We start from the raw sequence: 11,549 nt of genomic DNA on the forward strand, positions 1-11,549 counted from the left end.
TTTAGGCAGTGGTGGATGTCAACTCAAAAACAACTCTTTGGAAGGCAGCCATCGCCCCCCGGCATAAGCATCTGCTTTTTTCAACCACTCCCGGATTCTGTTTTCCGGGGACACGGAAGCGCCCCAATACTCGACAAATAAGGCATCATCCATACGCAATGCCGCTGCCTCAATATCTTTCTGCATCAGTTTGAGCATACGAATGATGTACAGCCCGCCATGATCGACGTTTTCAGGATTGCCCACACTGCCCGCCGTGAACATATCCCGTGCCTGATGACAAACCACGCCGTGCCAAGTCAGCAAAAAAAGAACGGCGTCATCATATTTATTTCGACTTCTACCCGATCTCACGATTTGTGGACACAGCAAAATAGCTTCCGCCCTTAACCTTGTTTTTTCAGACTGCTCAAGCTCCGTAAAAAGCTTGGCCTGTATCGGCAAGGCATGCTCATCCAGCCACCATAAACGTTCGCCCTTTTTCAAACGCTTTCTTGCGTACTGACGGATGTATTGCATTTTTTCATGCATTTCCAACTGGCGGAAGTCGTCATAGGCAATCCCCATGAGGTCAAACAGGGATTCTTCAGCACCAATCTGAACCTCAAACCTTGGCACATGGGATGTGCGCACATGCATGACACTTTTCTCGTATTCCGCCCAACGTACATCAGGCACACCGCCCATCTTTCCGAACAATAGATAAACATGCAAAACAGAATCTATGCGATTCGTTTCCAGGATGCTGTTGCCAATGCTGCGCCATTCATCGTTGAGGGTAAATTTCACCTCAATGCCATATTCGTTGATTTCAATATCGGGAAATGCCTGCGGGTGGGGCGTAAAATCAATTTCTACCCCCTGCCCCGAAAAAACTTCCTGCGCTATTTCACGCACCCTGTTTTCAAATTGTTTTGACGTAGTGAACGGCGCTTGCCTTGCTTCTGAGCGCAATTGATCGGCTATCTGCTCAAGATGATGCTCAAAAACTTCTTTTTGCATCATGCATTCCCTGTGTTATTCAAAAAATCTGCCACGGCACGGGCGATATGCCAAGCGAAAACAGGCGGTACGGCGTTGCCTATTTGACGTTCCGTCTCGCGCAGCCCCGCACAGAAAATGAAATCATCGGGAAAAGATTGTATGCGCGCCGCCTCGCGCATGGATATTCTTCTGGGTAATTCATAGTGCCACTGGATATTGCCGTGACACTCGGCACGAATGGTGTAACCCGGGCGGTCGCGCCGCAGACGACGATTGCCCTGATCAGGGCTTTTCCCCGCCCGGCTCCAGATATGATTGATTTCCGGACGCTCCTCCAAATTAGCAAGATCATGCAACACTTCCTGCGCGGTAATGTATTCGTCAGCGCCCAACATGCCGTCAGGATGGGAAAACTCTTCCATATCATTGCGGGTACCCGTGATGATGACCCGCTCCCGTGTTTGTGGCACACCATAATCCGCCACAGAATGCAGTTTGCAACGGACGCGGTAGCCCAGTTTTTTAAAATCGTTCAGTATTTGCTCCAAATCCTGCGCATGCTGGCGCATGAGCAAGCCCTTGACATTTTCCGCAATAAAAATTCGGGGCTTGAGCTTGGCTACCGTCTCAACCATTGCCCGATACAGACCGCTGCGTTTGCCGTTGATGCCTGCTCCCTTACCATTGACAGAAATATCCTGACAGGGAAATCCTCCAATAACAATGTCTGCATTGTTCGGCAAATGTCCCATTTTTTCCCAAACGTCGCCGTGATGGATTTCCTGCCCCAGGTTGTATTGATACGTCTTGCAGGCAGCAGCGTTTATTTCGTTTGCCCAGACAATGTCAAAAGCATGGGAGGGATAGTCTTTCCCAAGAAAAGAGAATCCCCCCTTGAAACCAAGATCCATGCCTCCACAGCCAGAAAACAGGGAAACAACGCTGTATTTTTTATTGCTTGTCATGCTTTACTCAACCCAAATAAAGATGTTTTGCGACAGCCTCTAAAGAGCCTGTCGCGAAAGCCCCCGTCACCGGACTTCTGCTACGGATTGGTTTAATTTGTATCAATAAAATCATGTAGTTAAAAATTTAAATCCAGGATGGAAATGAGTTCCCCACCCTTTCGCGACAGCCTCTAAAGAACAAGGCTTGTCGCGCTATTTGGTCAATAAAGCTCATACGCTCTCTGTCATTCCAAACACGGGCGGCATAGCGCTGGAACATTTCGGTCTCGATGACGGTGAGCATCTATTTTATTGTAATAACATATAAATAAACAGGACAAGCACACCCCAAGGTTCGTTCCCCTGTCAATCAAATACTTCAATCACCCCATCCACGCGAACGGCAAGTGTGCTGCGACCAGCCTCGATTTGTTGACGGGTAAAACCATCATCCATTGAGGCTTTTTCCAGCCCATCCATCGATTGTGCACGAGCCATCAGCGGGCGAGCAGCGATACTTCTGTCATCCAGATTCATCTGTATCAAGCGCCACTGCTGGTAACCCAGCGCTTCTGCCGCCAACTGTGCACGGGCGCGAAAAGCCGCAATGGCCTCTTGGGTCAGGCTGTCTTCATTGGCGGCACGCCTTTCGCGGGAAACGCTAAAACTGCGCCGCCCCATGGTTAAATCATCGCCCAATAACGCGCTGGTTAACGTGGCGAGCGCGGTCATATCTTGGCTTTCCAGATGAAGCTCGGCACTTTCGCGCCATTTAAGGATTTTCTCGCCGTTTCGGCTGTAGACCGGCGAAGTGCTGCGATTGCCGCTTTGCAGATTGACCGCCGTGACTTCACGCGCCTTGGCGATGGCGGCATTGAGGCGTTCAGTGGTGATCTTGGCAAGCTGCGCTGGATGTTCGCCTTCAACCTGGCTATACAGGGTCACACGCATCAGGTCGTGCTCAATTTCGCGGCTGGCTTCAGCGCTTAGGGATACCTGATTTTGCCGGGTGGCTTGGCTGCTATCCGTCGATGCCCGCTTTGGCGGCACCACCAACACTATGATAAAGAGAGAAAAGGCCAATAGCCCCAGAAGCCAATTAGTACTAAAGCCATGTTGATAGGAATGCCTCATGGCCATTGCCTCACTCGAATCAAAAAAAACGAGAATAAACACAAATAAACAAGCTGTCGAGCAAGCGCCGTATAATCGCCGCTTTATCCATCCGCAAACAGGAGCCTTTGCCAATGGCCGGGCGTAAAGCCAGTATCCAGCGCAATACGCTGGAAACAAAAATAAAAGTCAGCATCAATCTGGACGGCAGCGGCCAAGCAAAGCTCTCAACCGGCGTGCCGTTTTTTGAGCACATGCTCGAACAAATCGCCCGCCACGGCCTGATTGACCTTGATATTGAATGCCAAGGCGACTTGCATATTGATGACCATCACACGGTTGAAGACGTTGGCATCAGCCTTGGCCAGGCTTTTGCCCAAGCGGTGGGCGATAAACGCGGCATTAATCGCTACGGCCACGCCTATGTGCCGCTGGATGAAGCCTTATCGCGCGTGGTGATTGATTTTTCCGGTCGCCCGGGATTATTTATGAACGTACCTTTTACCCGTGCCCGCGTCGGTCATTTTGATGTGGATTTATTCCAGGAATTTTTCCAAGGCTTTGTTAATCATGCCGCGGTGAGTCTGCACATTGATAATCTGCGCGGGCAAAATACCCATCATCAAATAGAAACCGTGTTTAAAGCCTTTGGCCGCGCCTTGCGTATGGCATTAACCCATGATCCGCGCATGGCCGGACAAATGCCTTCCACCAAAGGATTGCTGTAAATGACCGAGGTCGTCGTTATTGATTACGGCATGGGCAACTTGCATTCCGTCGGTAAAGCGCTGGAAGCGGTGGGCGCGCGTTCAGTACATATTAGTAGTGAGCCTTCCATTATTCGCGCCGCTCCCCGTTTAATCTTCCCTGGCGTCGGCGCAATAAAAGACTGCATGGCGCAGCTTAAACAACTGGGGCTTTGCCAGTTAATTAAAGAAGTCAGCCATGACCGCCCGTTTTTGGGTATTTGCCTTGGCATGCAAGCGCTGATGGATAAAAGCGAAGAAAACGGCGGTGTGGATGGCCTTGGCATCTTCCCCGGGACGGCGCGTTATTTTGGCAGCGAATTATTTGAAGATGGCGAGCGGTTAAAAGTGCCGCATATGGGCTGGAACCAGGTCAAACAAACTTATCCGCATCCGCTTTGGCATAAAACGGAAGATAACGGGCGCTTTTATTTTGTCCACAGCTATTATATTGAAGCGCAAAATCCTGCCCATATCAGTGGGCAAACCCATTACGGCAAAACCTTTGCTTCGGCACTCGCCGAAGGCTCTCGCTTTGCCGTGCAGTTTCATCCAGAAAAAAGCCATTTCCTGGGGCTGCAACTATTACACAACTTTATTCGTTGGAATGGACAAGCTTAACTTCAATAGGGAGCGTTCTCATGCAAAAAACCTTGCCTCGCTCATTTGGACTGGGACTTAAAGCCTTTTTTATTATTGTGCTAATGCTGCTTTTGTGGATTCCGCTGCTGTTTATTGATCATCTGGTTGGCGAGCGACAAAACTTGCAACGTGATGTGATCAGTGATATTGCAAAAAGCACCAGCCAATCACAACTGATTACCGGCCCGGTATTGGTATTGCCCTACCGCAAAATAGAACGCCAGTGGAAAACGCTGGACGATGGCAGCCGCATACAGGAACAGCACAGAGTACACGGTCGCCTTTATTTTCTGCCCGATCGTTTCAATTACCGCGGCCACTTTGCTACCGAACAACTGAACCGCGGCATTTACCAAGCCAGACTTTACAAAAACGAAGGGCATCTTAGCGGTCATTTTGCACTGCCCGCACATTTTGGCATTGCCGAACACTTTGCCGATTATCAGTTTGAACAGCCGTTTCTTGCGATTGGCATCAGTGATGTACGCGGTATTCGCAATACTGTTGAGGCTTATATCAATAAAAGCGGCGAGCCAAAACAAGACCTGCTCTTTGAACCCGGTAGTGGCGAGCCAGGGCTTGGCAGCGGCATTCATGCCCCCTTGCCCGATCTTGAACAAGACGGCAGCGCCCAGCATTTTGACTTTGTGATTAACCTTGACTTGCAAGGCACCAGTCGTTTTCAAATTAACCCGGTTGGCCGCGAAAGCACCGCTATGTTGGAAAGTAACTGGCCGCACCCCAGCTTTTTTGGCAACTTTCTGCCGGTTTCCCGTGAGATTACTGATAAAGGCTTTAAAGCCCATTGGCAAACCAACTTCTTTGCCACCAATATGGAAGAACGCTTGCTTTCGTTCTTGCGTAACTGTGCGGAAAAAAATGGCAGCGGCTGCGTTAGTTATGACTACAACGGCTATGCCCGCAGCGACTTCCATCAGCAAAGTTTTGGCGTTAATTTTATCGAACCGGTTGACCAATACCGCAAAACTGACCGCGCGATTAAATACGGATTGTTATTTATCGGCTTAACCTTTGCCGTATTCTTTTTATTTGAAGTATTAAAGCGCTTAGCCATTCACCCGATGCAATATGCAATGGTTGGCTTTGCGTTGGCGCTGTTTTATTTACTGCTATTGTCACTATCCGAACATATCGGCTTTTTACCCGCTTATTTAACTTCGGCGGGTGCTTGCGTATTGCTGATTGGTATTTATGTTAGCGGCGTATTAGCCAGTTTAAAACGCGGCTTGGCGTTAAGCGGATTATTGCTGGCACTATACGCCTTGCTCTATGCCTTGCTCGGCGCAGAAGATTACGCGCTACTGATCGGCTCGATATTAGTCTTTGGCTTGCTCGCCGCAGTCATGCTGCTCACGCGCAAACTCGACTGGTACGCTTTTTCTCGCCGGGAAGATTAGGCACGCAACCCGGCCACAATCTGCCGGTAACTGTGCATGCGCTGCTCGCTGATATGGCCTTCTGCCAACGCGGCGAGTAGTGCACAGCCAGGCTCCGTTTGATGTTTGCAATCACGAAAACGGCACTGCCCCAATCGTTCACGAAACTCGATAAAACCGGCCTCCACTGCGGCGCGGCTAACGTGCGCGAGATCAAATTCACGGATACCCGGCGAGTCAATCAAATCCCCGCCGCTTGGTAGATGAAACAGTCGCGCACTGCTGGTTTTGTGCGTGCCTTTGCCCGCCGTGCCAGACAGCTCGCCAATCGCCCGTCCGGCATCCGGCAGCAGTCGATTGACCAAGGATGATTTACCCACTCCCGACTGGCCGACAAATACGCTGGCTTTGTCCGCCAGCACCTTTTGCAAGGCGTCCATGCCTTGGCCTGCACGTGCGGACACTTCCAGTAGAGGAAACTTAAGCGAGCGATACAACGAAAGCATCGGAGCCAGCATGCCCGCCTCGGGCAAATCGGCTTTGTTAAGCAGCAGCAGCGGGGCAATACCGGCTTGTTCGGCGGCGACCAAATAGCGGTCGAGCAAATTGGCATGAGGGGTCGGCAGCGGCGCAAAAACAATGATGAGCTGGTCAATATTGGCCGCGAGCGGGCGCAACCTGCCACTGTTATCCGGTCTGCACAGTTCGCTACTGCGCCTCTGGCAGGCGACCACCACGCCGCCGCTAGCCGCTTGCCGCCAAATCACTTTATCGCCGGTGACCAAGGGCGGCAGATTGGCGCGCAGATGGCAGCGAACCATCTGCCCGTCTGCCGCTTCAACCTCCATAGCCTGGCCGAAGTGTGCAATGACCCGCCCGCTTTGTTCCTCGCCCAACTCGCCGCCTTCCAGCGCAAGCTGTGTTTTTGCCTGTTTGCGCTGTGCTCGCTCGCTGCGTTCGGACTGGATTTTGTCGATACGAAACTGCTGGCGACGGGTGAGATGACGCTTATTGGTCATAGCGACTTAGGGCCTGTTCCCGCTTCAAACGCGAGCCGCGCTGCTGCTCAAAATTTCGCCAGACTAGGCGCAGCATGCAGCCAATGTGTACAACCTTGGCAAATGCTGCAACAACGTATGGCGAAATTTTGGGCGCAGCCCGAAGGGACGGGGCAGATTTTTCGCGCCGCTGTGTTGCTCGTCGTTCATTTGCATGAGCAAATTTCTCTTCTCGCGCCTTGCCGCGCGAAAAATCTGCCTCCGTCGCGGCCACGTTTGAAGCGGGAACAGGCCCTAGGCTTAATTCCACAGTTCGGGCTTCTTGCCGCTGGCTTTTTCCAAGAGCAGCAGGTAAGCCTCGTGTTCGGCCAATTCTTCTGCCGTCGCAGCAAGTACCGGGGTCCTGCGGCGGTTCTCTGGCAGGCGGCGAATAGCGCTGCCCGTTTTTAATCCGCCAGTTAACCCACTGCCAGCTGATTGCAACAAACTGGCCTGCCCGCCGCTCATGGCGAGATACACGTCCGCCAGCAGCGAGGCATCGAGCAATGCACCGTGCAATTCGCGGCCAGAATTGTCGATGCCGTAACGCTTGCACAGCGCATCCAGATTGTTGCGCTGGCCGGGGTGACGCTCGCGGGCAAGCGCAAGGGTATCGATAACCGTGCAGTGGTTTGCAAGTTCAGCACGCTCGTGCTGATTGATCAGGGCAAATTCGTGGTGCAAAAAGCCAAGGTCAAATGGTGCGTTGTGGATCACCAGTTGTGCGCCTTCGATAAACGCAAAGAACTCATCGGCAATTTCAACAAACTTGGGCTTATCGCGCAAAAACTCATCCGTTAACCCGTGAACTTTCTGCGCGCCTTCATCGACCTCGCGATCCGGCTGCAAATAGCAGTGAAACTGCTGCCCACTCAGGCGTCTGCCGATAAGCTCGATACAGCCAATTTCAATAATGCGGTGCCCTTCGGTAACAGGCATACCGGTGGTTTCGGTATCCAGGACGACCACACGGTCTGGGGAAGGTTGAGTACTCATTACTTGCCAAAATCCAAATTAAAGAAGCCGATCTCTAATACAAAACAGGCGGCGAGCTTAAAACCTGCCCTCTGCCGCAAGCGGGCGACTTTACTACCCTGCCAATCGCCAAGTTGTTCCGTCTTTGCTGTCTTCCAGCAGCACGTTCATATTGGTGAGTTCTGCGCGGATGCGGTCGGCCTCGCTCCAGTTTTTCGCGGCGCGGGCGGCAAGTCTCGCGTTAATCAGCGCTTCAATGGCGGCGCTGTCTGCTTGATGGCCTTCTTGCAAAAAGGTTTCTGCACCTGTTTGTAAAATCCCGAGCAGGCTACCCAGTTCGCGCAATCTGGCCGCAAGCCCCGCCGCCATAGCGGGATGAGCCTCGCGCTGGCGGTTAATTTCTCGGGCTAAATCAAATAGCACCGCGCAAGCGGCTGGCGTGTTGAAGTCATCATTCATTGCCGCGCTAAAGCGCGCTACAAAGTCTTCGCCGCCTGCCGGCACGACTTCAGGCAGGCCGCGCAGTGCGGTGTAAAAGCGCGACAGTGCACCTTGCGCTTCTTTCAGGCTGTCTTCGGAATAGTTAATCGGGCTGCGGTAATGGCTTGCGACCAATAAATAGCGCACCACTTCCGCCGGGTATTTTTGCAGGACTTCGCGGATAGTGAAGAAGTTGCCCAAGGATTTGGACATTTTCTCGCCGTCCACGCGCACCGCTCCTGCGTGCATCCAGATGGCGGCGTAGGGTTTGCCGGTCGCCGCTTCACTTTGCGCGATTTCATTTTCGTGGTGCGGGAAGACCAAATCCGGCCCGCCGCCGTGGATGTCGAAGCTATCGCCAAGGCAGCAGGTGGACATCACCGAGCATTCAATATGCCAGCCCGGGCGGCCTTTGCCCCAAGGCGAATCCCAGCTTGGCTCGCCGGGTTTGGCCGCTTTCCACAGCACAAAGTCGAGCGGATCGTCTTTGGCTTCGCCTGCTTCAATGCGTGCGCCGACTTTTAGTTCGTCCAGTTTGCGCCGCGACAGCTTGCCGTAACCTTCAAAGCGAGCCACGCGGTAATACACATCGCCGTTTGCTACCGGATAGGCGTAGCCCTTATCAATCAGCGTGCTGATCATCTGCTGCATGCCGTCGATATGCTCGGTTGCTCTAGGTTCAAGGTCTGGCCGCAGCACATTAAGACGCGCCTCGTCTTCGTGCATGGCGGCAATCATGCGCTGCGTTAAAGCCTCAAACGGCTCGCCGTTTTGTGCCGCACGGCGGATGATTTTGTCGTCAATGTCGGTGATATTGCGCACATAGGTCAGCTCGTAGCCGCTATGGCGCAACCAGCGGGCAATCAGGTCAAAGGCCACCATTACCCGCGCGTGTCCGATATGGCAATAGTCGTAGACCGTCATGCCGCAGACGTACAGGCGCACTTGTTTGCCATTTAGCGGAACAAAAGGCTGCTTGGATTTGCTTAAGGTGCTGTAGAGGGAAAGCGCCATCAGTGTTTGCCCTCACCCCAGGTGTCGCGCAGCGTCACGGTGCGGTTAAACAGGGGTTTGCCCTTTAAGTCTTCGCGGTCACGGCAAAAATAGCCTTCGCGCTCAAATTGGTAAGCCTCGCCTGTCTTGGCTTGCAGCAAGGCCGGTTCCGCGCGGCAGTTGGTATAAAGCGGCGCGGCCATATCTTCTGCGGTCAGTCCTTCGAGGAAATCGCCTTCGGCCTCGGGCTGCGCCACTTGGAACTGGCGGTCGTACAGGCGCACCGCGCAAAGGATGCTGTGCTCTGCACAAACCCAGTGAATAACCCCTTTGACTTTGCGCCCGGCCGGATTGGCTCCCAAGGTATCTGCGTCAATGCGGCATTCGAGCGCGGTGATTTGCCCACTTTCATCCTTGATCACCTTGTCGGCTTTGATCACGTAAGCGCCGCGCAGCCTGACTTCTCCGCCCAGTACCAAACGTTTGTAGCCCGCGGGCGGGTTTTCGCTAAAGTCGTCTTGGTCGATATAAAGCTCGCGGCTAAAAGGAATAGAGCGCGTGCCCATATCCTGTTTGGGATGACGCGGCAGTTGCAGGGTTTGCATCTCGTCTGCGGGATAATTGCTGATAATGACTTTAAGCGGCTTAAGCACGCACATGGCGCGTGGCGCGTTACTGTCGAGCTCTTCACGGACACAGAGTTCGAGCATGGCAAAATCGACCAAGCCCCCTGCTCTGTTCACGCCAATCCGCTCGCAAAAACGGCGGATGGCGGCAGGTGGATAACCACGGCGCCTGAGCCCGGCTAGCGTCGGCATACGCGGGTCATCCCAGCCATCCACATAGCCTTCGGCGACCAGCCGCGCCAATTTGCGCTTGCTGGTGACGCAGTGGCTTAAGTTAAGGCGGGCAAACTCATACTGGCGCGGCTTACAGGGCACCGGCAGATGCTGCAAAAACCATTCATAAAGCGGGCGGTGGTCTTCAAACTCCAGCGTGCAGATGGAGTGGGTAATGCCTTCAATGGCATCGGACTGGCCGTGGGTAAAGTCGTAGCTGGGGTAGATGCACCAAGCATCACCGGTCTGATGGTGATGGGCAAAGCGGATACGGTAGAGCACCGGGTCGCGCAGATTGATATTGCCGCTGGCCATATCGATTTTGGCGCGCAGCGTGCGGCTGCCCTCAACAAACTCGCCCGCTTTCATGCGCTTAAATAAGTCTAAATTTTCCGCCACACTGCGCTCGCGGTACGGGCTGTTTTTGCCAGGCTCGGTCAGACTGCCGCGAAAGGCGCGCGCTTCATCCGCGGACAGGTCGCAGACGTAAGCGTTGCCGCTTTCAATCAAATGCAGCGCCCATTGGTAAAGCACCTCAAAGTAATTGGATGCGTAACGCACCGCGCCGTGCCAGCGAAAGCCCAACCATTTAATGTCCTCTTCAATGGAGTCGATATAGGCTTGTTCTTCCTTGCTGGGGTTGGTGTCGTCAAAACGCAAATGGCACTGCCCGCCAAATTCTTCGGCGAGACCAAAATTAAGGCAGATGGATTTGGCGTGACCGATATGCAAAAAGCCATTGGGCTCCGGCGGAAAGCGGGTGACTATTTGGCTGTGTTTGCCGCTTGCCAAATCATCGGCAACGATTTTGCGCAGAAAATTAACGGCGGCGGGGGCTTCATTAGCAGGAGAGCTCATGGACTACTCGTAAAATTGCAAAAAGGGATTGGCTATTGATCCAATCCTGGTTTTCCATTACTGAAATACGGATAACGCAAAAAAGTGACAAGTCACTGATTTTAAAAAGCTGGTTTTGCGTTATCAACCATACAAGGTTATGGTTTTTTGTTCAATCGTCAATCAGCCGGGATCATTTAACGGTTGCTTTGGCTGTTATCGCGGATGACACGCAACTTCTTATTCACACTGAAAAATAAGACCATCATTTCAAATGCCAAACGAAGCCCACTGTTAAAAAAGAGAAAAAGACGTTTCATCAGCAGATACCTCTTGACATCCTTCACTTGCTAAAGCAAGTGGATTCCTACCGCGTCCAGCGAGGCATTTGCCCAGCTGAATCACCTCGGCGGGTTCCTGCTGCTGATCCCCTACTTCAGGATTCACTTCACAGGCTAACCGGGCATGCCCTGCCCTTAATATGTTGATCGCGCCGACGACATCGGCATTGTTTTCATAATCGCATTCGACACATACAAATTCCGCTTGCGTCTGGCGG

The 11,549-nt window shown here is 52.7% G+C and carries 11 protein-coding genes and 1 pseudogene; 4 read left to right on the forward strand and 8 right to left on the reverse strand.

Going from position 1 to position 11,549, the window contains the following annotated elements; translation table 11 throughout:
* Positions 1-18: 18 nt before the first annotated feature.
* From AXE65_RS09360 to AXE65_RS09370, 3 genes are all read right to left on the reverse strand, one after another.
* Positions 19-1,005, reverse strand: a complete 987-nt coding sequence (locus tag AXE65_RS09360) for a restriction endonuclease (RefSeq protein ID WP_068391323.1) — start codon at positions 1,003-1,005, stop codon at positions 19-21.
* The gene (locus AXE65_RS09365; protein WP_068391325.1) at positions 1,002-1,949 is read right to left on the reverse strand and encodes a DNA cytosine methyltransferase; all 948 of its coding nucleotides are present in this window, start codon (positions 1,947-1,949) and stop codon (positions 1,002-1,004) included. The genes AXE65_RS09360 and AXE65_RS09365 overlap by 4 nt, the downstream gene beginning before the upstream one ends.
* A gap of 348 nt (positions 1,950-2,297) precedes the next feature.
* Entirely contained in the window at positions 2,298-3,065 is a 768-nt protein-coding gene (locus tag AXE65_RS09370; protein ID WP_068391328.1) for an SIMPL domain-containing protein, read from the reverse strand.
* Between AXE65_RS09370 and AXE65_RS14315 the strand changes: the two genes are divergently transcribed.
* From AXE65_RS14315 to creD, 4 genes are read left to right on the forward strand one after another with little or no spacing between them, the layout of a single operon-like run.
* On the forward strand, positions 3,064-3,192 hold the full coding sequence (locus AXE65_RS14315; protein ID WP_275574869.1) for a hypothetical protein: 129 nt from the start codon (positions 3,064-3,066) through the stop codon (positions 3,190-3,192). The genes AXE65_RS09370 and AXE65_RS14315 overlap by 2 nt on opposite strands.
* Positions 3,179-3,772, forward strand: coding sequence for an imidazoleglycerol-phosphate dehydratase HisB (gene hisB, locus AXE65_RS09375; protein WP_068391331.1), 594 nt, complete (start codon positions 3,179-3,181; stop codon positions 3,770-3,772). Before AXE65_RS14315 ends, hisB begins: the two co-directional genes overlap by 14 nt.
* Positions 3,773-4,411: an imidazole glycerol phosphate synthase subunit HisH gene (hisH, locus tag AXE65_RS09380; RefSeq protein ID WP_068391334.1), complete on the forward strand. Its 639-nt coding sequence runs from the start codon at positions 3,773-3,775 to the stop codon at positions 4,409-4,411.
* Positions 4,412-4,431: 20 nt separating this feature from the next.
* Positions 4,432-5,850, forward strand: coding sequence for a cell envelope integrity protein CreD (creD, locus tag AXE65_RS09385; RefSeq protein WP_068391337.1), 1,419 nt, complete (start codon positions 4,432-4,434; stop codon positions 5,848-5,850).
* Here creD and rsgA read toward each other — a convergent pair.
* From rsgA to AXE65_RS13380, 5 genes and pseudogenes are all read right to left on the reverse strand, one after another.
* On the reverse strand, positions 5,847-6,848 hold the full coding sequence (gene rsgA / locus AXE65_RS09390; protein WP_068391340.1) for a small ribosomal subunit biogenesis GTPase RsgA: 1,002 nt from the start codon (positions 6,846-6,848) through the stop codon (positions 5,847-5,849). The two genes, creD and rsgA, sit on opposite strands and share 4 nt — an antisense overlap.
* Before the next feature lie 279 nt (positions 6,849-7,127).
* Complete coding sequence (dnaQ, locus tag AXE65_RS09395; protein WP_068391343.1) at positions 7,128-7,862, reverse strand: DNA polymerase III subunit epsilon; 735 nt, start codon at positions 7,860-7,862, stop codon at positions 7,128-7,130.
* Positions 7,863-7,955: 93 nt separating this feature from the next.
* The gene (gene cysS / locus AXE65_RS09400) at positions 7,956-9,335 is read right to left on the reverse strand and encodes a cysteine--tRNA ligase (RefSeq protein WP_068391346.1); all 1,380 of its coding nucleotides are present in this window, start codon (positions 9,333-9,335) and stop codon (positions 7,956-7,958) included.
* Positions 9,335-11,011, reverse strand: a complete 1,677-nt coding sequence (locus tag AXE65_RS09405; RefSeq protein ID WP_068391349.1) for a glutamine--tRNA ligase/YqeY domain fusion protein — start codon at positions 11,009-11,011, stop codon at positions 9,335-9,337. The genes cysS and AXE65_RS09405 overlap by 1 nt, the downstream gene beginning before the upstream one ends.
* 273 nt (positions 11,012-11,284) lie before the next feature.
* Positions 11,285-11,549, reverse strand: a pseudogene (locus tag AXE65_RS13380) (hypothetical protein); the annotation flags it as partial.

The sequence above is a fragment of the Ventosimonas gracilis genome, from assembly GCF_001580025.1.
GTDB lineage: Bacteria > Pseudomonadota > Gammaproteobacteria > Pseudomonadales > Pseudomonadaceae > Ventosimonas > Ventosimonas gracilis.

Coding starts and splice junctions, on each gene's coding strand:
- AXE65_RS14315 (WP_275574869.1), top strand. CDS start 3,064: ATGGCCATTGCCTCACTCGAATCAAAAAAAACGAGAATAAACACAAAT.
- creD (WP_068391337.1), top strand. CDS start 4,432: ATGCAAAAAACCTTGCCTCGCTCATTTGGACTGGGACTTAAAGCCTTT.
- dnaQ (WP_068391343.1), bottom strand. CDS start 7,862: ATGAGTACTCAACCTTCCCCAGACCGTGTGGTCGTCCTGGATACCGAA.
- AXE65_RS09365 (WP_068391325.1), bottom strand. CDS start 1,949: ATGACAAGCAATAAAAAATACAGCGTTGTTTCCCTGTTTTCTGGCTGT.
- hisH (WP_068391334.1), top strand. CDS start 3,773: ATGACCGAGGTCGTCGTTATTGATTACGGCATGGGCAACTTGCATTCC.
- hisB (WP_068391331.1), top strand. CDS start 3,179: ATGGCCGGGCGTAAAGCCAGTATCCAGCGCAATACGCTGGAAACAAAA.
- AXE65_RS09405 (WP_068391349.1), bottom strand. CDS start 11,011: ATGAGCTCTCCTGCTAATGAAGCCCCCGCCGCCGTTAATTTTCTGCGC.
- AXE65_RS09370 (WP_068391328.1), bottom strand. CDS start 3,065: ATGAGGCATTCCTATCAACATGGCTTTAGTACTAATTGGCTTCTGGGG.
- AXE65_RS09360 (WP_068391323.1), bottom strand. CDS start 1,005: ATGATGCAAAAAGAAGTTTTTGAGCATCATCTTGAGCAGATAGCCGAT.
- cysS (WP_068391346.1), bottom strand. CDS start 9,335: ATGGCGCTTTCCCTCTACAGCACCTTAAGCAAATCCAAGCAGCCTTTT.
- rsgA (WP_068391340.1), bottom strand. CDS start 6,848: ATGACCAATAAGCGTCATCTCACCCGTCGCCAGCAGTTTCGTATCGAC.